Genomic DNA, 20440 nt, shown 5'->3' with positions numbered 1-20440 from the left:
GACCGTATCTCAGATATGAGATGGGTGTGCAACTGTCATCAACTGGCTTGTTCTACTAATATGCAAACAACTGAGAGGTGGTCACCTAGGTCATGAAGAGCGCTCCGCGTCCTGCCGCCCGCCCAACGGGCCCGCTGCGGCTCCTGGTTGCCGTTCTGCCCTTCGGCGCCGCGATCGCGGCCGTCGTCGCCGTGCACGCATCCGTTTCCACCCGGCTGCCGGATCGGATGGCCGTCCATTTCGGTGCCGGCGGCCGGGCCGATGACTACTCCTCCAGCCAGGGTTTTCTGACGGGGTGTGTCGCCGTGCTGCTCGTCCTCGGCATCGTCTCCGGTCTGCTGACCCTGCTCCGGGCGCCGGCCGCCGCCATGCCCTGGCTGATCGCCACGATGTACACCATCGCTGCGAGCGTGGGCTCCGGCATGTGCCTGCTTCTGCTGGCCAACGCCAACGCCGAGGTGACGGACGCCGACGCCTCGGCCGTACGCCTGCCGGCGTGGCCGCATATGGCCGTGATGCTCGCGGCGGCCCTGGTCGCGGGCGTGCTGGGCTATCTGCTGGCCGGCGGCGCACCCCGCCGCCCGTCCCGGCAGGAACCGGGCGACGACGCGCCCCGGCTCGACCTCCCGGCCGGAACGACGGCCGGCTGGTCACGCGCCATCAGCTCGCCGCCGCTGGTCGCGGTGGCCGTCGTCCCGCTCTGCGCCGGGCTGTTCTTCGCCCTCCGCGCCGACGTGCTGACCGGCGGGTACCTCTTCGCCGTCGGGGTGCTGGTGCTCGCGGTCACCTCCGTGCGGGTGACCGTCGACCGGCGCGGTCTGACCCTCGCGCCGCTGCTGCTCCGGCCCGTCGCCCCCTGGATCCGCTTCCGGCGCATCGCCCTCGACCGGGTCACGGAAGCCACCAGCCGCCGGATCGACTGCCTGGCCGACCTCGGCGGCTGGGGCTACCGCCACCGGCCCGGCGCCAGTGGCCTGGCCCTGCGCTCGGGCGACGGCATCGTGATACGGCTGACCAACGGGCGGGAGTTCATGGTGACGGTGGACGACGCGGCGACCGCCGCCGCGCTGCTCAATGCGTACGCGGATCGCGCGCGGGCGCGGCTGGGAGGCTGACGTGCTCTTCCGTGTCGACCCTGGCTCGTCCGTCCCGCTCGGCGACCAGATCGCCGCCTCGGTCCGCGGTGCCATCGCCGACGGCACGGTGGACACCGGTGAGCGGCTGCCCGCCGCCCGCGAACTGGCCGCGTCCCTCGGTGTGAACGTCCATACCGTGCTGCGCGGCTACCAGCGCCTCAAGGAGGAGGGCCTGATCGAACTCCGCCGCGGCCGCGGCGCGGTGGTCACCGGCAGGGCCGCCCCGGCCCGGGCCCGCCTGAGTGAAACCACGGCACGCCTTATCGCGGAGGCCCGCCATCTGGGGCTGTCCGACGAGGAGATCGTGAGCGTGGTGCGGGTGGGGCTGGCGGGCGGGTGAGCGGCGGCTCCCACCCAGCGGCCGGGCCGGGCCGGCGGGCGGGAGCCGGAGCAGGGGGTCAGGCCGCCGTGAGGCGGACGATCTCGCGCGGGCGGGATTCGCGGTCGTCGTAGGCCAGGTCCAGCTCCGCCGTCGCCTGTACGACGGCGAACGATGCGGCGGAGGCCTCCTCGGACTCCCATTGCACGATCGAAACCACCGCGTCGCCGGACACCCAGCACTCCGCGGAGAGGCATCCGGGGGTCTGCCGGAACACCTCACCGACCCGGTGGACGCGGGATATGAACTCCTCACGGTGAGCCGGGTGCGGGTAGTGGTGTGCGACCATTCCGACCTTCATGTTGTGCTCCTTGGTTTTCTCGGCGCTTCTCGGCGCTTCTCGGCGCTTCTCGGCGTTTCTCGGTGTGTCTTGGTGCCGGTCGTATGTGAGGGAACCCCTTCGCTTCAGGAGATTCACTTCAGGAGAGTGGGCTCCGGCGACGGCTGCCGCCGGCTCTCCCACTCGGCCATCAGGTGGAACAGCGCGAACCGGTCGAGCACCGGCTGGTCCGGGTGGATCTCGCGGTAGCGCTGGTAGACGTTGACCACGATCCGTTCGGCGTCCAGCCAGTCGGCGTACTCGGCCAGATCGACCCCGAAGGCCGCCTCCTGGAAGTCGAGGCCCTTGGCGTAGGCGGCGTCGGCCTGTTCGATGACATGACGGAGGTAGCCGCGGACGGCGCGGATCCCGTCGGCGTCCGTCACCGGGCCGTGGCCCGGCACCACGGTCGGCGCGCCAAGGCCGATCATGGTGTCGCAGGCGGCGATCCAGTTGGCGATCGGGCCGTGCCACACGATCGGCGTGCACCCGGCGAACACCAGGTCACCCGTGAAGAGCACCCCTGCATCGGGAACGTGCACCACCGTGTCGGCCTCGGTGTGGGCGGGCCCGAGATTGAGCAGCCGCACCTCGCGGCCGCCCACCTCGAGGGTGAGCCGCCGGTCGTAGGTCTGGTCGGGGGCGCGCAGGCGGATGCCGCCGAAGTCGAACGGGCCGAAGCGGTCGCGCAGATACGGCGTGAGCGTCGGCCCCAGGTCCATGACCTGGAGGCCCGCGGTCAGCTCCGGCGGCATCTCGGTGCGCATCTCGTGCGCCGTCCCCTCGGCGGCGACCACGCGCACCGTGCCGGGGAGCAGCTGGCCGCCGTGGGTGTGGTCGCCGTTGGCGTGGGTGAGCACGGCGTGGCTCAGCGGGTGCCGGTCGGTGACCGGCTGCATGCCGAACAGCATCCCGGCGGTGAGCGGCAGGTCGTAGAGCGTGTCGACGAGGAGACTGGCGCCGTCTCCCGCGACCAGGCCCGCGTTGCTCAAGCCGTACCCGCCGTCGGGCAGCAGCCACGCCCAGACGTCGTCACCGACCCGGTGCAGACCCTTGGTGTAAGGCAGGGCGGAGGGGGCGGGGTTGACCCGCGGCCGGCGGGGCTTCGCGGTGGGGTCGGGCCGGGCGGCGAGCGGGTGGGGAGCGGCGCCGGCCCGTACGGTCTGCCGCAGCTCGCCCAGCCCTTCGGCGTGCAGCGACACCACGTCGCCGTCCTTGAGCCAGCCGCGGAACGCTCCCAGGTCGCCGAGGTCGAGATGCTCCAGCAGGCAGCAGCCGGGGACGGTGCCCGAGCCGAAGACGTCTCCCGGCCGGAGCTCGACTCCGCGCGAGGCGTACGAGATGACCTCGCCGAACGTCCAGTCCATGGCGTCGGTACGGCCTTCGCCGACCGGCTCGCCATTGACCTCGGCCCGCACCTGGAGCGCGAGCCTGCCGTCCGGGCCGAAGGGCAGTTCGTCGGGCGTGACCAGCCAGGGTCCGAGCGTGGACGCACCGTCCTTGCCCTTCGCCTGGCCGATCTTCAGCCGGCCCTCCAGGCTCTGCAGGTCGCGGGCGGTCCAGTCGCAGAAGAGGGTGTATCCGGCGATCCGGCCCTCGGCCTGTTCGGGTGTCAGGTCGCGGCCCGGGGTGCCGATCACCGCGCCGATCTCCAACTCGAAGTCGAACCAGGCGCTGCCGGGGGAGATCGGTACGTCGTCGTCAGGGCCGATGACGGTGGCGGGGTTGCCGAAGTAGAAGGCGGGGATCTGGTACCAGGCCGGCTCCAGCGTTCCCGTGCCGCCGGTGGCACGGAGGCAGGCGCGCATGTGGTCGAGGAAGCACAGGGAGTCCCGGAGGGACGGCGGTCTGGGAACGGGGGCGCGCAGGGTGGCGCCGGCGAGCGGGACGACCTCGTCGGGCTCGGCGAGCGCCCGTTCGCCCGCCTGCCGCAAGGAGCTGCCGAGCAGCTCGATCAGGGTCGTGCCCCGGGGGAAACCGTGGATCAGGTCACCGTTGACGACACCGGCCCGGTCGCCGTCGGCCGAGGCGTACGTGACGAAGCGCAAAACGACCTCCTCCTGCTGGGGCCCGGACGCCGTCATCGCCCTGCGTCCTGAGCCGTCCTGGGTTCTGGGTTCTGTGTTCTGCCTGTTCTGTTCTGCCCGTCCTGCCTGTGTTGGCCAGCATAGAATATTGTCGCCGGCATAGAGGAGGTTCTGTGGCGACGCGGCGAGAGCAGACCAGTCTTGAGAGCAGTGAGCGGATCCTGATAGCGGCGGCGGAGCTGTTCGCGGACAAGGGCTACCGGCAGACCACGTTCGCCGATGTGGCCGAACGGTCCGGGATCAGCAGGGGATCGATCCCCTGGCACTTCGGCAGCAAGGAGGGCCTGCTGCTGGCCGTGCTCGAACGCTCGCTGAACACGATCCGCGCGGGCCTCGCCGAGCCCCCGGACGAGCCGGCAGGACCCGAGGGGATAGCGGAGGGATTCGACGGCCTCCTGGAGGGCGCCCGGGCACTGTCCGCACAGCCCACCACCAAGCTCTTCGTCACGCTCCTGGTGGAGGCGCTGGAGCCGGGCTCGCCCATCCACGGCCGTTACGTCGAGATCCACCACACCCTGCGCGGCCACTGCCGGCGGTGGCTGGAGCGGCTGCCGCTGCCGCCCGGGCTGTCCGCCGAGGCGCTGGCCGTCACCATCGTCGGCGCCGCGATCGGCATCCACCAGCAGTGGCTGCTGGCGCCCGACCGGGTCGATCCCGAGCAGGCGCTGACCGCGCTGCGCGCACTGGTGGCGGCCGCGGCACTGCCCGTACACCCCGGGTAACCCCCGACGTGCGCAAGGGAGTTGCTCTCCTGTCCGTGCGGCGTCAGTCCGGGGCGTGCAGGGACTCGGCCGCCGCGGCGGCGATCGCCTCCGCCACGAGTGCGAGCGCCGGCACGTCCAGCTTCCACTGCTGCCAGTACAGCGGCACGTCCACCCGTTGCCCCGGCGCCAGTTCCACGAGGGCGCCCGAACGCAGCAGCGGTGCGGATTGCGGCTCCGGGACCAGACCCCAGCCGAGACCGGCGACCACCGCGTCGCAGAACCCCTCCGACGTGGGCATGTAGTGGCGGAGCGGGCCGGCGCCCGACCGGTTGGGTGCAAGGGACCGGACGAACCGGTCCTGCAGTTCGTCCCGCCGGTCGAACGCGACCACAGGTGCGTCGGGCAGACAGTGCTCCAGCGGCCCGGCCGACAGGTGGCGCGCCACGAACCGGGGGCTCGCGACCGGCGGATACCGGGCCAGGCCCAGCGGGCGCACCGTGCAGCCGGCCACCGGCTCCGCCGACGACGTCACCGCCGCCATCACCTTCCCCTCGCGCAGCAGCGCCGCGGTGTGCGCCTCGTCCTCGCGGTAGAGCTCGAAGCAGATGGGCGGGCTCTGCGGTACCCGCGTCAGGGCCGGCATGAACCAGGTGGCCAGGGAATCCGCGTTCACCGCGATGGCCAGCCGGGCCGGGCCCACCCCGGATGCGATACCCAGTTCCCGCCGCGCGTCCCGCTCCAGGGCGGCCAGTTGGCGCGCGAACCGCAGCACCACTTGTCCGGACTCCGTGGGCCGGACCGGTTTCGTCCGCATGAGCAGGACCCGCCCGGTGCGCTGCTCAAGCAACTTCACCCGCTGGCTGACCGCGGAAGGCGTCACGTGCAGAGCCGCCGCGGCGGCGTCGAAAGTGCCCTCGTCGACGACGGCGAGCAGCGTACGCACCTGGTCGTAGGGCAGATCGGTCATCACACCTGCTAATGCTACGTAAGAAACTTTAGCTGTACTAATGTCACGGGGATTTCTAGCGTCGGGTGGCATGAACAGCGGCATCCTCCCGGCGGCCCTCGCCGGATTCAGTACAGGCCTGTCCCTCATCGTCGCCATCGGCGCGCAGAACGCGTTCGTCCTGCGCCAGGGGGCGCGCGGACAGGCCGTCCTCGCGGTGGTCGGCATCTGCGCCGTGTCCGACGCGCTCCTGATCGCTCTCGGTGTGGGCGGGCTCGGTGCGGTGGTCACCGCGTGGCCCGCCGCGCTGACGGCGGTCGGCCTGGCCGGCGGCGGTTTCCTGATCTGCTACGGCGTCCTGGCCGCCCGCCGTGTGCTACGGCCTGCCGCCGGACAAGGGCTGACGACGAAGGGCGCGTCGGCGGGATCCGTCCGCGCCGCGGTGCTCACCTGCCTGGCCATGACCTGGCTCAACCCGCACGTCTACCTGGACACCGTGCTGCTGCTCGGCTCGGTGGCCGCCGACCGCGGCTCGCTGCGGTGGGTCTTCGGCCTCGGCGCGATGCTGGCCAGCCTGGTGTGGTTCGCCGGCCTCGGCTACGGCGCCCGGCTCCTCAGCGGTGTCCTCTCCCGCCCCGCCGCCTGGCGGGTGCTGGACATCCTGGTCGCGGTCGTCATGCTCGTGATGGGCGCGATGCTGCTGGCCCGCACCCTCTGACCTCGCCGCGCCGTCGGCTTTCGATGAGAACGGACCCCGGCCGGGCATGACCGAAGAGCAGCGATGTACTAGTGTTATCTCGACATCGAGATATCTGCCGAGAGGTGTACCGCTGCCGCGCCAGTAAGGCATGCCTAACTAAGGGCTACCTTATCGGATCGGCCAGAGCCTGCAACGGCAGGATGCGGTGGTACGCGCGAATTCATGCATGAAGGAGACTGTCGTGTCGGCGAACAGCTTCGACGCCCGCAGCACGCTGCAGGTGGGCGACGAGTCGTACGAGATCTTCCGGCTGGACAAGGTCGAGGGCTCCGCCCGCCTGCCCTACAGCCTGAAGGTGCTGCTGGAGAACCTGCTCCGCACCGAGGACGGCGCGAACATCACCGCCGACCACATCCGGGCGCTGGGCAACTGGGACTCGCAGGCCCAGCCCAGCCAGGAGATCCAGTTCACGCCGGCCCGCGTGATCATGCAGGACTTCACCGGTGTGCCGTGTGTCGTGGACCTCGCCACCATGCGTGAGGCCGTGAAGGAGCTCGGCGGCGACCCGGCGAAGATCAATCCGCTGGCCCCGGCCGAGCTGGTCATCGACCACTCCGTCATCGCCGACAAGTTCGGTACGAACGACGCCTTCAAGCAGAACGTCGAGCTGGAGTACGGGCGCAACAAGGAGCGCTACCAGTTCCTGCGCTGGGGCCAGACCGCGTTCGACGAGTTCAAGGTCGTCCCGCCGGGCACCGGTATCGTCCACCAGGTCAACATCGAGCACCTGGCCCGTACCGTCATGGTCCGCGGTGGCCAGGCGTACCCGGACACCCTCGTCGGCACCGACTCGCACACCACCATGGTCAACGGCCTCGGCGTCCTGGGCTGGGGCGTCGGCGGCATCGAGGCCGAGGCCGCGATGCTCGGCCAGCCGGTCTCCATGCTCATCCCGCGAGTGGTCGGCTTCAAGCTGACCGGCGAGCTCAAGCCCGGCACGACGGCCACGGACCTCGTCCTCACCATCACCGAGATGCTGCGCAAGCACGGCGTCGTCGGCAAGTTCGTCGAGTTCTACGGTGAGGGTGTGGCCGCGACCTCGCTCGCCAACCGCGCCACCATCGGCAACATGTCGCCGGAGTTCGGCTCCACCGCCGCGATCTTCCCGATCGACGACGAGACCCTCAACTACCTGAAGCTGACCGGCCGCAGCGAGCAGCAGGTCGCCCTCGTCGAGGCGTATGCCAAGGAGCAGGGCCTCTGGCTGGACCCGGCCGCCGAGCCGGACTTCTCCGAGAAGCTGGAGCTGGACCTGTCGACGGTCGTGCCGTCGATCGCCGGTCCGAAGCGCCCGCAGGACCGTATCGTCCTGGCCGAGGCCGCCCGGCAGTTCGCGCAGGACGTCCGTAACTACGTCGGCGACGCGGACGAGGAGGCGGGCAAGGAGTCCTTCCCGGCCTCCGACGCCCCGGCCGTGGACCACAACGGTGCGCCGACCAAGCCCACCCAGGTGATCGCCGCCGACGGCACCGTCTACGAGATCGACCACGGCGCCGTCACCGTCGCCGCGATCACCTCCTGCACCAACACCTCGAACCCGTACGTCATGGTCGCCGCCGCGCTGGTGGCCAAGAAGGCGGTCGAGAAGGGCCTGACCCGCAAGCCGTGGGTCAAGACCACGCTGGCTCCGGGCTCCAAGGTCGTCACCGACTACTTCGACAAGGCCGGGCTGACCCCGTACCTCGACAAGCTGGGCTTCAACCTGGTCGGTTACGGCTGCACCACCTGCATCGGCAACTCCGGTCCGCTGGACGAAGAGGTCTCCAAGGCCATCAACGAGGCCGACCTGGCCGTCACCTCGGTGCTCTCCGGCAACCGCAACTTCGAGGGCCGGATCAACCCCGACGTCAAGATGAACTACCTGGCGTCCCCGCCGCTGGTCGTCGCGTACGCCATCGCCGGCTCCATGAAGGTGAACATCACCGAGGAGGCCATCGGCAACGACACCGAGGGCAACCCGGTCTACCTCAAGGACATCTGGCCGACCGAGGCCGAGGTCAACGACGTCGTGGCCAACGCCATCGGCGAGGACATGTTCAACAAGTCCTACTCCGACGTCTTCGCGGGCGACGCCCAGTGGCAGGCGCTGCCGATCCCGACCGGCAACACCTTCGAGTGGGACGCGGAGTCCACCTACGTCCGTAAGCCCCCGTACTTCGAGGGCATGACGATGGAGACCACCCCGGTCAAGGACATCGCGGGCGCCCGGGTGCTCGCCAAGCTGGGCGACTCGGTCACCACCGACCACATCTCCCCGGCCGGTGCGATCAAGGCCGACACCCCGGCCGGCAAGTACCTCACCGAGCACGGCGTCGAGCGTCGCGACTTCAACTCCTACGGCTCCCGCCGCGGTAACCACGAGGTCATGATCCGCGGCACGTTCGCCAACATCCGCCTGCGCAACCAGATCGCGCCGGGCACCGAGGGCGGCTTCACCCGCGACTTCACCGTCGAGGGCGGCCCGGTGTCGTTCATCTACGACGCGTCGCAGAACTACCAGGCGGCCGGGATCCCGCTGGTCATCCTGGCCGGCAAGGAGTACGGCTCCGGCTCGTCCCGCGACTGGGCGGCCAAGGGCACCGCGCTGCTCGGCGTCAAGGCCGTCATCGCGGAGTCGTACGAGCGCATCCACCGCTCGAACCTGATCGGCATGGGCGTGCTGCCGCTCCAGTTCCCGGAGGGCGCCTCGGCTCTCTCCCTGGGCCTGACCGGCGAGGAGACCTTCTCCCTCACCGGCGTCACCGAGCTCAACGACGGCACCACGCCGCGCACGGTGAAGGTCACCACCGACACCGGCGTCGAGTTCGACGCGGTCGTCCGCATCGACACCCCCGGTGAGGCCGACTACTACCGTAACGGCGGCATCATGCAGTACGTCCTGCGCAGCCTGATCCGCAAGTAACCGCGAGCGGGCGCCCCTTGAACGGGCGCCCGCCCCGACTCTCCCGAGTCCAAGGAGAAGGGCCGCACTCCCCGCGCGGGGAGTGCGGCCCTTCTCCTTACGTGTGCCCGAGCCCGTGGAAAGGGATCAGGGAGACGGGATCAGAACAGCATCCGGTACTGGTCCCAGCCACGGCTGCCGATCTTCACGCGGCGGTCGTACGGGTCCTTGCCGTTGCCGTTGCCCTTGTAGAGCCAGAGGGCGCCGTCCTTGTCACGGGCCAGCAGGTCGCTGTGGCCGTCGAAGTCGAGGTCGCCGACGGAGACCAGGTAGTCGTAGGTGTTCCAGCCGCCACCGATCCGGGTGCGGCTCTCGAAGGTGTCCCCGGCCCGGCCGTTGCCCTTGTAGAACCACAGCACGCCGTTGCGGTCCTTGGCGACGATGTCCGTCTTGCCGTCGCCGTCGAGGTCGCCCACCCCGGCGATGTCGGTGTACTGGCCCCAGCCGCTGCCGACCTTGTAGCGGTCCGTCAGAGTGCCGTCCGCGTACGCCATGTACATCCACAGGACGCCGTTCTTGTCGCGGGCCAGGATGTCGGCCTGCTTCTGACCGGCGAGGTTGCCCGGCGACATGATGCGGTCGTAGATGTTCCAGCCGCCACCGATCCTGCGTTCGCCGGACTCGGAGGCGTAGACCAGGGTGCCGCCCTTGTGCCGGACGTAGGCGCCGGTCTTCTGGCCGTCACCGTTGTGGTCGACCTGCGTGGCCGCGGTGAAGTTCTCCCAGCCGCTGTCCAGGAACCAGCGGTCCTCCACCCCGCCGTAGCCGTCGGGGTGGTAGGCGTACAGGAAGCCGTCGGAGCGGTTGACCGCGAAGAGCGGGTAGGTGGGAATCTCCGCACGCGACGCCGAGCGGTACGGCGTCGCGGCGGGTGCCTTCTGGGAGGCGCCTGCCTTGGCGTCCTTCGCGGCCGCGCCGGCGGCGTCGAGGTCGTCGGCGGAGGCGGTACCGGCGCTGGTGGCGACCAGGGCCGCGGCAACGGCCGCGGTGGCGAGCCTGGCCAGCGTGCGCCCGGCCTTCCGGCAGGAGTTGAGTGCCACGTGTTCTCCAAGTTCCTGAAAGCGCGTGATGTGCCTTTTGCCTGCACATCGCATAAACGTTCCAGAATCCTACATAGAGGCTTTACCTGCCGTTTAAGGGGGTCCCGTCTATGGCTGGGATGTTTTGGCCAGGAGCTCGACCTCGGAGAGGGTGGCGGGGGTTGGGATGCGGAGGCGGTAGTGGTGGTAGGTGGCGGGGGCGGGGAGGGTGAAGGGGCGGGTCTGGCGGGGCCAGGGGAAGGGCTCGGCGGTGCGGTGGTCCAGGGTGTGCCATGTCTTGCCGTCGTTCGAGCCCTCCAGGGTCCAGGTCTGAGGGGCTTTGGCGTCGGCTGCCGAGGTGAGGGTGTAGGACGTGACGCGGGTGTGGGGGCGGGTGGGGAGAGGGGCCGTGGTGAGGGTCTGGGCGGTGGTGGAGGTGTTGTCGGTGAGGGGGGTGCTGCCGGGAAGGGTGGTGTCGCGGGGCGGGGTGGGGACGGCGTCGTCCTGGGTGAGGGACGTGGGGGCGGCGTTCTCGCCCGTGCCCCAGGCGGAGGGGCGCGGGCCCATGGTGAATTCCAGGGTGCCGCCGCGGGCGATGAGCTGGTGCGGGAGCCGGGTGGAGTGCCATGTCCTGCCGTTGACCCGGAGGCTCTGGACGTAGACGTTCCGCGCGCTGTTCCGCGGGGCCTTCACCACCAGGTCGCGGCCGTTCTCCAGGTGCACGGTCACCTTGGTGAACTGGGGCGAACCGATGGCGTACTCGCCGCTGCCCATCACCAGCGGATAGAAGCCGAGAGAGGAGAAGAGGTACCAGGCGGACTGCTCGCCGTTGTCCTCGTCGCCGTGGTAGCCCTGGCCGATGTCGCTGCCGGTGTAGAGGCGGGAGAGTGCCTCGCGGACCTTCGCCTGGGTCTTCCAGGGCCGGCCGGCCGCGTCGTACATGTACGGGATGTGGTGGGCGACTTGGTTGGAGTGCCCGTACATACCCATCCGTACGTCACGGGCCTCCGTCATCTCGTGGATGACGTCGCCGTACGAGCCGGCGAACTCCGGCGCTGCCGTCTCCGGGGTGGCGAAGAACTCGTCCAGTTTGTGGGCGAGTCCGGCCCGGCCGCCGTAGAGGTTCGCCAGGCCCCGTGAGTCCTGCGGGGCGGTGAAGGCGTACCCCCAGCCGTTGGTCTCGGTGTAGTCGTAGCCCCAGACGCGCGGGTCGAAGCGATGCGACGGGACGCGCCAGTCGCCCTTTTCGTTCTTGCCCTGGAAGAAGCCCGCCTTGGGGTCGAAGAGGTGCACATAGCCGAGGGCGCGGTCGCGGAAGTAGTCGGACTCCTCCTTGTAGCGGGGCTTGCCCGTCCGTTCGTACAGGGCCCGGCCCATCCTCGCGATGCCGTAGTCGTTGAGATATCCCTCCAGCGCCCAGGACAGGCCCTCGCCGGTGGCGGTGCTGGTGTAGCCGAGGAAGGGGGAGGTGGCCATGCCCTTGCGGCCCACGCCCGGACTCGGCGGCGCCACCGTGGCGTTCTTCACCGCCGCCTCGTACGCGGCCTCGGCGTCGAAGTCCACGCCCTTGACGTAGGCGTCGGCGAAGGCCACGTCCGAGGAGGTGCCGGTCATCAGGTCCGCGTAACCGGGGGAGGACCACCGGGAGACCCAGCCGCCGTCCTTGTACTGCTGGACGAAGCCGTCGACCATCCGCCCCGCCTGCTTCGGGGTGAGCAGCGCGTAGGCGGGCCAGGTGGTGCGGTAGGTGTCCCAGAAGCCGTTGTTGACGTAGATCTCGCCGTCGACGATCTTCGAGCCGGTGTGGGTGGGGGTGTCGGGGCCGGTCTGCGGGGAGAAGGGGGAGGCGTAGCGTTTGCGTGAACCGACGTGCTCGAAGCCGGAGTTGGGGTAGAGGTAGAGCCGGTAGAGGCTGGAGTAGAGGGTGGTGAGCTGGTCGCGGCCGGCGCCTTCGACCTCGACCCGGCCCAGCAGATCGTCCCACTGCGCCCGCGCCCGGTGCATGACGTCGGTGAAGGCGGTGCCGGCCGGGATCTCCCGGGCCAGATTCGCCTTGGCCTGGTCCACGCTGATCAGGGAGGTGGCGATCCGCATGGTCACGGTGCGGTCGGCGCCGAGCCGGAAGCGGAGGTAGCCGGTGACGTCGTCCCTGCCGTCCCCGCCGGCCGGCTTGCCGCCGTCGGTGACCGGTGCGTCGAATTCCGCGTAGACGAAGAGCCGGGTCGCGCCGACGGACAGTCCGCTGCGGACGTCGGAGAAGCCGGTGACGATGCCGCGGCGGGTGTCCAGGGTGAGGCCGCCCTTGTTGGTGACATTGTCGAAGATCAGGCTCGCGCGGTCGGCGGGGAAGGTGAAGCGCATCAGCGCGGCGTGGTCGGTCGGGGTGATCTCCGCCTTGAGGCCGTTGTCGAAGGTCACGCCGTAGTAGTGCGGCCGGGCGGTCTCGTGGGCGTGGTGGAAGGGGAGGGCGCGGGCGGTGCGGGAGGCGTCCGGGGTGCCGGCCGCGACGGACGGCATGACCTGGAAGGTCTGCCGGTCGCCCATCCAGGGGCTGGGTTCATGGCTGGCGCCGAAGGCCTGGAGGGTGGGGAGGTTGTCGGCGTTGTTCTTCCGCGCGTAGTCGTAGAGCCAGTCGGTGGAGCCGGCGTCGGTCACCGGCGTCCAGAAGTTGAAACCGTGCGGGACGGCGGTGGCGGGGAAGGTGTTGCCGCGCGAGAAGCCGCCGCTGGAGTGGGTGCCGCGGGTGGTGACGGCGTGGTCGGCGAGGTGCGCGAGCGGTTTGTCCGGCGGCTTGGGGGCGAGGGTGACATCGTCGATCCAGCCGCGGAAGGCCGGGGCGGTGCGCGGGCCCTCGGGCGCGTCGTAGGCGACCAGGATCCGGTCGACGGTCTTGCCGGCGGCGACCGCGGCGATCCGCGACTCCCGGCTGTTCCACTGGTTGACGTAGAGCGTCTTGGCGGCGGCCTGGCCCTGCGGGGTCAGCGGTGCGCCGTGCTGGTCGACGGCCGGCAGCTCGCTGAGGTACGTGCCGTCGGTGAAGGCCAGGTCGAGGGCGGCATGGGTCGCGGGGTAGGCGAGATCCGTGGTGGCCATCTCGGGGAAGAGCTTGTACGAGAGCGTGGTCGACGCGGTGACGGGGGTGTGGACGTCGAAGACCTTGTTGTACGAGTAGCCGCGGCCGGCGGCGGTGTGGGTGCCGGCGTAGCGCAGGGCGTGGCGGCCGGTGAAGCCGGCGTGTGCCTTGGCGGTGGGGGAGTGGGCGGGGCCGGTGCCGGTCCTGGTGCTCATGCCGGGGGCCGCGGGGGAGGTCTCCGGTGTGACGCCGGAGGCGCGGGGCGCTCCGTCGGGGCCGGTGTCGACGGTGTCGGTCCAGTCCGGGCGTGGGTCACCGGGTTCGAAGGATGAGGTGAACTGCGCTGATTCCGGCGGCCTTTGGGGGGACGTGGCCCGGGCCGGCCCATGGGCGGTGATGACGAGCAGGGCGGCCGCCAGGAGGGCGGTGGGGCGGGGGACGCCCCGCAGCGGACTGTGCCGGTGTCTGAGCCGCACGCGGTCCCTCTCAACCAGGTTGACATCGTTGTCGGTTGGTGACGTGACGATAAACAGGGATAAGTAAGGTGCGTGGGCATGGTGGTGTCAAGGGTGTCGCCGCGACCGATGGGCCGGCCGGGTACCGGGGTGATCCGGCGGGGTGACGGCGGTCCGATCACGCATACCGGGGAGGTCTCAACTAGGGAAAGACTCCCGCCCAACCCTGCGCTCGATCTTGCCCCTTCGGCCGGAAGTGGACTATACCTGTCGGCGTCCGACCCGGCCGTACGAGCAGGCCGTGGGGAACGGGGGAAAGACGGGGAACCGAGTATTTCCCGGTAATTCTCCAGCGCGCCCCGTGCACATCCCGTACGAACTCAGCTTCATCTGACCCGCGGTGCCGGGGTGGCTCCGGTACACCGCCTGAGTCCTGAAGAAGGCGAGGACTTGAGCATGGGATCCACCTCGGAATTCAACCGTCGCGATCTGGTCAAGCGAGCCGCCGCCCTGGGGATCACCGCCGTACCGGCGATGGGGATCCTCTCGGCGTGCGCCACCGGAGGCGGCGGAAACGAGGACAACGGCACCAAGAACAAGGGCGCGACCTCGGCGAAGAATCCGCTCGGAGTGAAGAACGGCGTACCGCTGGAGGCCTTCATCTTCAAGGGCGGGCTGGGCGACCAGTACGCCAGGGACGCCGAGGCCGACTACCACAAGACCTATGGCGCCACGGTCAAGCACACCGGAACCCAGCAGGTCGGCCCCAAACTCCAGCCCCGATTCGCCGGCGGCAATCCTCCGGACCTCATCGACAACTCCGGGGCCGACCACCTCGACATGAACAAGCTCTCCGCACAGGGCCAGTTGCAGGACCTCACCGCACTGCTCGACGCCCCTTCACCGGACGACCCGAAGAAGAAGGTCCGGGACACGCTCTACCCCAGCACCCTGGAGAAGGGCCGGCACAAGGACGCGTTCGACGTTCTCTATTACGCGTTCGTCGTCTACGGCACGTGGTACTCCCGCAAGCTGCTGAAGGACAAGGGCTGGGAGTACCCGGAATCCTTCGACGACATGATCAAGCTCTGCGGCGAGATCAAGAAGACGGGCGTGGCGCCCTGGACCTACCCGGGCAAGTACCCGTACTACGTCCACTTCACGTTGTTCGCACAGATCGCCAAGATCGGCGGACTCGACAAGTGGATCGCCATCGACAATCTGGAGCCCAAGGCCTGGACATCGAACGACGCCGTCAGACAGGTCGTCGAGCACTACGAGGAACTCGCCGCCAAGGGCTACTTCCTGGAAGGCAGCCAGGGCCTGACGCATATCCAGGCCCAGACCGCCTGGACCCGCGGCAAGGCCGTCTTCATGCCCAATGGCTCCTGGGTGGAGAACGAGGCGGCGCCGACCACGCCCCAGGGCTTCGATATGGCCGTCGGGCCGCTCTTCAACGGCGGCGCGGACGACAAGATGCCGCACGGGACCGTACGTGCCGAGCCGGGTGAGCCGTTCGTTGTGGCCAAGGGCGGGGAGAATCCGACCGGCGGAATGGAGCTGCTGCGCATTCTGCTGTCGAAGAAGCACGCACAGAATTTCGCGACCAAGGTCAAGTCGCTCACCTCGGTCCAGGGCGCCACCGATGGTATGCGGCTCTCGCCCGGCCTCGCCTCGGCCGCCCAGGCCGTCAAGGACGGTGGCCGGAACCTGCTGATGATCCAGCTTCAGGAGTGGTATCCGAAGCTCACGGACGAGAAGATGGGCGGGCTCACCAGCCGGCTGCTGACCGGCGATCTGAAGGCCGCGGAGTGGATCGCGAAGACCCAGCAGTACGCGGACGAATTCGCCAGGGACGATTCCGTCACCAAGTTCCGGCGTGCGGCCTGACCGGTACCACCGCTGACGAGGGAGGGCCGGGAGCGCAATGCGACACGGCAAGTACCGATTCATCGTGGGGTTCCTGGCCCTGCCGTTGCTGATCTACGCGATCTTTGTGATCTCGCCGTTCATCCAGGCATTCCAGATTTCGACCACGCAATGGAGCGGCCTGCGGGGCGGCGCCCGGAGCATCGGTCTGGACAACTACGACAAGCTGCTGCACAGCGGCGAGTTCTGGAACGCGCTCAAGCACAACGTCGTCATGCTGGTGCTGGTCCCGATCGCCACCCTGACGCTGGGGCTGTTCTTCGCCTTCATGCTCAATGTCGGCGGACGGGCCCGCCGTGGCGCCGTGATCACCGGCGTCCGCGGAACGTCGTTCTACAAATTCGTCTACTTCTTCCCGCAGGTCATCTCGATCACCATCATCTCGGTGATCTGGTTCAACATCTACAATCCGGATCCGCACGACGGCATGCTCAACTCGCTGCTCGGCGCGGTCGGTCTGGACTCGCTGCAGAGCTCCTGGCTGGGTGAGCGCGGTATCGCGCTCGCCTGCATCATGGTGGTCATGGTCTGGGCGAATGTCGGCTTCTACGTCGTGCTCTTCTCCGCCGCCATGGCCTCCATTCCACGGGAGATCTACGAGGCCTCCCTGCTGGACGGAGCCAGCCGTTTCCACACCTTCTTCCGGATCACCCTTCCTCTGCTCTGGGACACCGTGCAGACGGGCTGGGTGTATATGGGCATCATCGCGATGGACGCCTTCGCGCTGGTGCAGATCATGTCGGTCAACATGGGAGGCCCGGACGGCGCGACCGATGTCGTACCGCTCCGGCTGTACCAAACCGCTTTCCGTGACAGCCAGTTCGGCTATGCCGCGGCGATGGGTGTCGCCATGCTCGTCGTCACGCTGTTGTTCGCCGTCCTCACCATGCGCTTCGCGCGGCGTGAGCGGATCGAGTTCTAGGGGGCGGGGCGTATGACGACGGAGACCGATGCGGTGCGGAAGCAGCCGGCCGACGCCCGGCGGCGCCCCGGGGGCGGAAGGCCCGCCGGGAAGTCGCGCGGGGGCACCGAGGGCGGTGTACTCAATGCCTTCTCCCACGGCATTCTGATCGCGTGGGCGCTGATGGTGGGCATGCCGCTGCTGTGGGTGCTGTGGAGCTCGTTCAAGAACAGCGGCGACATTCTCACCACGCCCTGGTCGCTGCCCGACACGCTGCACTTCGAGAACTGGGGCAACGCCTGGGAGAAGGCCAACATCGGCAAGATGTTCCTCAACACCCTGATCGTGGTGGGTGGTTCGGTCACCGGGACGATGGTGCTCGGCTCCATGGCCGGCTATGTGCTGGCACGCTTCACGTTCCCCGGGAACCGCCTCATCTACTACCTGTTCGTCGCCGGGATGTCCTTCCCGGTGTTCATGCTGGTCATCCCGCTGTTCTTCGTGATGCGGGACTTCCCGGGAATTCCGCTGCTGGCGACGTACCAGGGTCTGATCGCCGTCTATGTCGCCTATTCGCTGCCGTTCACCGTCTTCTTCATGACGGCGTTCTTCCGCACCCTGCCCACGTCCGTGGCGGAGGCGGCGATGATCGACGGCGCCTCGCACGTCAGGACGTTCTTCCAGGTGATGCTGCCGATGGCCAAGCCCGGCCTGATCAGCATCGGGATCTTCAACTTCCTCGGGCAGTGGAATCAGTACCTGCTGCCGATGGTCCTCAACCAGGATGAGGACAAGTACGTGCTCACCCAGGGCCTGGCCAATATCGCGCTGCAGCAGGGCTATGAGGGCGACTGGGGCGGGCTGATGGCCGGCATGATGATCGCGATGCTGCCGGTGCTGATCGTGTACGTCGTCTTCCAGCGGCAGGTGCAGGCCGGGCTGACGGCGGGAGCGGTCAAGTAGGGCACACCGGCGCCCCTCCCGGGGCGGCTCCCCCGTGGTGGAGCCGCCCGCGCGCGCTGCCCGTCTCCGCGGGCTCGATCATGGCGGGCTCAACGCCTTGACGTGACTTCCCGGCCGGAGTTCTGCTTAGAGTTCACATGTTGAATCGAGGGCCGCCTCCCGACGGTGTGGGTGCGGCCGGCGGGCGGTCGCGTACCTCCTCCAGCTGTTGCCGGGAGGTGCTCCCACGCCCAGACAGGAGTGGATGAGCCGATGGAGACTCCGGGGTCGCAGTCCTCGCTGCACCGGGCCAATCTGGAGCGGGTCGTACGCGCGGTGCGTATGGCGGGCTCACTCACACAGGCGGAGATCGCGAGAAGCACGGGGCTGTCCGCGGCCACCGTCTCCAACATCGTCCGGGAGCTGAAGGACGGCGGGACCGTCGAGGTGACCCCCACGTCGGCCGGCGGCCGGCGGGCGCGCAGCGTCTCGCTCTCGGGCGACGCCGGCATTGTCGTAGGGGTGGACTTCGGGCACTCCCACCTGCGGGTGGCGGTCGGCAACCTCGCCCACCAGGTGCTCGCCGAGGAAGCCGAGCCGATCGATGTGGACGCCTCCGCCGCCGAGGGCCTCGACCGGGCGGAAGAGCTGGTCAACCGGCTGATCAAGGCGACCGGGATCGGCCTGGGCAAGGTCATCGGGGTCGGCCTGGGCGTCCCGGGCCCGATCGACGTGGAGTCCGGGACGCTGGGCTCGACCGCGATCCTGCCGGGCTGGGCGGGGACGAACCCCGGCAAGGAGCTGTCCGAGCGCCTCGGCGTGCCCGTCCATGTCGACAACGATGCCAACCTCGGCGCGCTGGGCGAGCTGGTGTGGGGCGGGGGGCGGGGGGCGGCCGACCTGGCGTACATCAAGGTCGCCAGTGGTGTCGGCGCCGGTCTGGTGATCAGCGGGCAGATCTACCGCGGGCCGGGGGGCACCGCGGGCGAGATCGGGCACATCACGCTGGACGAGTCCGGCCCGGTGTGCCGCTGCGGCAACCGCGGCTGCCTGGAGACCTTCACCGCGGCCCGCTACGTCCTGCCGCTGCTCCAGCCGAGCCACGGCGAGGACCTGACCATGGCGCGGGTGGTGAAGCTGGCCCGCGACGGAGACCCGGGCTGTCGGCGGGTCATCGCGGACGTAGGCCGCCATATCGGGAGTGGTGTGGCAAACCTGTGCAATCTCCTCAATCCCAGTCGGGTGGTGCTCGGCGGGGACCTTGCCGAGGCCGGTGAGCTGGTGCTCGCACCGATCCGGGAATCGGTGTCCCGGTACGCGATCCCCAGCGCGGCACGGCAATTGGGCATTGTCACCGGCACGCTCGGTGGCCGGGCCGAGGTCCTGGGCGCACTGGCGCTGGTGCTGAGCGAGATGGGCGATGCGACGCTGCTCGGCGGCGTGCAGGGTGCGGACGTACCCGCCCTCGCGTAAGGGCCCGCCCTTGCCCAACGGCGACGCCCTTGCGTCACGGCAGCGTCCTCGCGTCACGACGCTGAGTTCACGCACCAAACGCATGGCACCGTTGTCATCTCGTTAAGAATTTACTCCTTGACGGTCGGCAGGCGGCCGAGTTGACTTCCAGCCACCTCGGCCGCAACGACGCGGCCACGTCAGGGAGGTAACCCCCATGAACGTTTGGACGCGCCGCGTCGTCATAGGCACCGCCGCCGTCTCGATGGCGCTCTCCGTGGCCGCCTGCGGCAAGGCCGGTGACGGCGCCAAGGCCGGCGGTGGCGATGACAGAACCATCGGCCTGCTCCTGCCGGAGAACAAGACCACGCGTTACGAGACCTTCGACCGTCCGCTGATCGAGGCGAAGATCAAGGCGCTGTGCGACGACTGCACGGTCAAGTACAACAACGCGGCCCAGGAGACCCAGACCCAGAAGAAGCAGTTCGACGCGCTGATCACCCAGGGTGTGAAGGTGATCATCCTGGACCCGGTCGACTACAAGGCCACCAAGTCCTGGGTGAACCAGGCCGCCAAGAAGGGCGTCAAGGTCGTCGCGTACGACCGGCTGGCCGAGGGCGATATTTCGGCCTATGTCTCCTACGACAACGAGAAGATCGGCCGCCTGCAGGGCGAGGCGCTGGTCAAGGCGCTCGGCGACCAGGCCAAGGACAGCAGTGTCGTCATGATCAACGGGTCTCCGACCGACCCCAACGCGCCGTTCTTCAAGAAGGGCGCCCACAGCGTCCTCGACAAGCAGGTCAAGAAGATCGCCTACGAACAGGACATCCCCGACTGGTCGCCGGACGAGGCCAACAAGAAGATGGCCGCGGCCATCGACTCCCTCGGCAACGACGGCTTCCAGGGCGTCTACTCCGCCAACGACGGTATGGCCGGCGGCATCGTCACGGCGCTCAAGCAGCAGGGGGTGAAGGTCCCGGTCGGCGGCCAGGACTCCGAGCTCGCCGGGCTGCAGCGGATCCTCAAGGGCGAGCAGGCGTTCACGATCTACAAGCAGATCAAGCCGGAGGCGGAGACCACCGCCGAGATCGCGGTCAAGCTGCTCAAGGACGAGAAGACCGACTCCCTGACGCCCACCAAGGTCGACAGCCTCAGCGGCGAGGTCAAGGGCATCCCGGCGAAGCTGTACGACGCGCAGATCGTGACCAAGGACAACATCGCGGCCACGATCATCAAGGACAAGGTCTACCCGGCGAGCCAGATCTGCACCGGCGACACCAAGGCGGCCTGCGAGACGGCCGGTATCAAGTAGGGCCGTTCCTCAAGAGCCGTCAAGGGCCGTCAAGGCGTCAGGGGCCACCCGGCCACACCCCCTTCACCGCTCGCAGAGCTCTCCC

General features: G+C 69.1%; 15 protein-coding genes. 10 read left to right on the top strand and 5 right to left on the bottom strand.

Going from position 1 to position 20440, the window contains the following annotated elements; genetic code table 11:
• Window positions 1-92: 92 nt before the first annotated feature.
• Together ACFY12_RS20445 and ACFY12_RS20440 are read left to right on the top strand one after the other, a co-directional pair.
• A complete protein-coding gene (locus ACFY12_RS20445; protein ID WP_390717218.1) occupies window positions 93-1115 on the top strand; it encodes a DUF1648 domain-containing protein in 1023 nt (340 codons plus the stop codon).
• A 1-nt stretch (window position 1116) separates the two neighbouring features.
• Window positions 1117-1476 (top strand): GntR family transcriptional regulator, encoded by a 360-nt coding sequence (locus ACFY12_RS20440; protein ID WP_390717217.1) that lies wholly within the window; start codon window positions 1117-1119, stop codon window positions 1474-1476.
• Window positions 1477-1534: 58 nt separating this feature from the next.
• Here ACFY12_RS20440 and ACFY12_RS20435 read toward each other — a convergent pair whose 3' ends face one another.
• Window positions 1535-1816, bottom strand: coding sequence for an antibiotic biosynthesis monooxygenase family protein (locus ACFY12_RS20435; RefSeq protein ID WP_390717216.1), 282 nt, complete (start codon window positions 1814-1816; stop codon window positions 1535-1537).
• A 113-nt stretch (window positions 1817-1929) separates the two neighbouring features.
• Window positions 1930-3882 carry a fumarylacetoacetate hydrolase family protein gene (locus ACFY12_RS20430; RefSeq protein WP_390717215.1) on the bottom strand — a complete coding sequence of 651 codons (1953 nt, stop codon included), beginning with the start codon at window positions 3880-3882 and terminating at the stop codon, window positions 1930-1932.
• 152 nt (window positions 3883-4034) lie between these two features.
• Between ACFY12_RS20430 and ACFY12_RS20425 the strand changes: the two genes are divergently transcribed.
• Window positions 4035-4643, top strand: coding sequence for a TetR/AcrR family transcriptional regulator (locus ACFY12_RS20425; protein ID WP_390717214.1), 609 nt, complete (start codon window positions 4035-4037; stop codon window positions 4641-4643).
• Window positions 4644-4686: 43 nt separating this feature from the next.
• Here ACFY12_RS20425 and ACFY12_RS20420 read toward each other — a convergent pair whose 3' ends face one another.
• Window positions 4687-5592 (bottom strand): LysR family transcriptional regulator ArgP, encoded by a 906-nt coding sequence (locus ACFY12_RS20420; RefSeq protein ID WP_390717213.1) that lies wholly within the window; start codon window positions 5590-5592, stop codon window positions 4687-4689.
• 70 nt (window positions 5593-5662) lie between these two features.
• On the opposite strand from ACFY12_RS20420, the gene ACFY12_RS20415 reads away from it, so the two are divergent.
• Window positions 5663-6289 (top strand): LysE/ArgO family amino acid transporter, encoded by a 627-nt coding sequence (locus ACFY12_RS20415; protein WP_390717212.1) that lies wholly within the window; start codon window positions 5663-5665, stop codon window positions 6287-6289.
• 223 nt (window positions 6290-6512) lie between these two features.
• A complete protein-coding gene (gene acnA, locus ACFY12_RS20410; RefSeq protein ID WP_390717211.1) occupies window positions 6513-9233 on the top strand; it encodes an aconitate hydratase AcnA in 2721 nt (906 codons plus the stop codon).
• Window positions 9234-9373: 140 nt separating this feature from the next.
• Here the strand turns inward: acnA and ACFY12_RS20405 are convergent, their stop codons facing one another.
• Together ACFY12_RS20405 and ACFY12_RS20400 are read right to left on the bottom strand one after the other, a co-directional pair.
• Complete coding sequence (locus tag ACFY12_RS20405; protein ID WP_390717210.1) at window positions 9374-10312, bottom strand: FG-GAP repeat domain-containing protein; 939 nt, start codon at window positions 10310-10312, stop codon at window positions 9374-9376.
• 108 nt (window positions 10313-10420) lie between these two features.
• Window positions 10421-13840, bottom strand: a complete 3420-nt coding sequence (locus ACFY12_RS20400) for a GH92 family glycosyl hydrolase (protein WP_390717209.1) — start codon at window positions 13838-13840, stop codon at window positions 10421-10423.
• A gap of 435 nt (window positions 13841-14275) precedes the next feature.
• Here ACFY12_RS20400 and ngcE point away from each other — a divergent pair, with 435 nt between their 5' ends.
• From ngcE to ACFY12_RS20375, 5 genes are all read left to right on the top strand, one after another.
• Window positions 14276-15709 carry an N-acetylglucosamine/diacetylchitobiose ABC transporter substrate-binding protein gene (ngcE, locus tag ACFY12_RS20395; protein WP_390717208.1) on the top strand — a complete coding sequence of 478 codons (1434 nt, stop codon included), beginning with the start codon at window positions 14276-14278 and terminating at the stop codon, window positions 15707-15709.
• A 37-nt stretch (window positions 15710-15746) separates the two neighbouring features.
• On the top strand, window positions 15747-16670 hold the full coding sequence (locus tag ACFY12_RS20390; protein ID WP_390717207.1) for a carbohydrate ABC transporter permease: 924 nt from the start codon (window positions 15747-15749) through the stop codon (window positions 16668-16670).
• A gap of 12 nt (window positions 16671-16682) precedes the next feature.
• Window positions 16683-17612 carry a carbohydrate ABC transporter permease gene (locus ACFY12_RS20385; RefSeq protein WP_390717206.1) on the top strand — a complete coding sequence of 310 codons (930 nt, stop codon included), beginning with the start codon at window positions 16683-16685 and terminating at the stop codon, window positions 17610-17612.
• Window positions 17613-17864: 252 nt separating this feature from the next.
• Window positions 17865-19064 carry an ROK family protein gene (locus ACFY12_RS20380; RefSeq protein ID WP_390717205.1) on the top strand — a complete coding sequence of 400 codons (1200 nt, stop codon included), beginning with the start codon at window positions 17865-17867 and terminating at the stop codon, window positions 19062-19064.
• 196 nt (window positions 19065-19260) lie between these two features.
• Window positions 19261-20355: a substrate-binding domain-containing protein gene (locus tag ACFY12_RS20375; protein ID WP_390717204.1), complete on the top strand. Its 1095-nt coding sequence runs from the start codon at window positions 19261-19263 to the stop codon at window positions 20353-20355.
• Window positions 20356-20440: the final 85 nt, after the last annotated feature.

The sequence above is a fragment of the Streptomyces sp. NPDC001339 genome (genome assembly GCF_042895955.1).
Taxonomy (GTDB): Bacteria; Actinomycetota; Actinomycetes; order Streptomycetales; family Streptomycetaceae; genus Streptomyces.
Note: the sequence above shows the minus strand (reverse complement) of the source record. Positions and strands in the feature narration are given on the sequence as shown.